The following is a 381-nucleotide window of genomic DNA, read 5'->3' on the forward strand; positions in this document are numbered from 1 at the left end:
CTGAGAGACACGGCCGAGCGATATCGCGCGATTGCGCGGCAGTTGTGCCCGGCTGTATCGGCGCGTCAGACGCTATAAAGGCTATGAAGCGCGCGCTCAGTGATGAGCATTGATGTCGCGTGTGTCCGGTGCAGGTTCTGGCTCTGGCGTGACCGTTTCCGCAATTGCGAGCGCTGACTCATGCATGGCGAGCGTGACGAGATGGCGCGCTTCTTTACTGCTCGAATCGAGCTCGAGCGCGCTGCTCGCATTGCTGGCCACGCAATCCCACCGCGCGATGCTGCCACAGCCTCGCGCGATATTGAGCAATGCATCGCGTTGCTGTTCGCGGGCGTTGACGGCCGCGCGCAGGTTCTGCGCTTCACGGCATTGAGGTTTAAC

The 381-nt window shown here is 61.7% G+C and carries 1 protein-coding gene; it reads right to left on the bottom strand.

The window, feature by feature from the left end; genetic code table 11:
* Positions 1-96 precede the first annotated feature (96 nt).
* Positions 97-381: hypothetical protein (locus EN824_RS33655; protein WP_210236379.1), on the bottom strand; the 285-nt coding region annotated here is incomplete at its 5' end.

Origin of the sequence: Mesorhizobium sp. M8A.F.Ca.ET.181.01.1.1, assembly GCF_004792025.1 — a bacterium.
Lineage (GTDB): Bacteria > Pseudomonadota > Alphaproteobacteria > Rhizobiales > Rhizobiaceae > Mesorhizobium.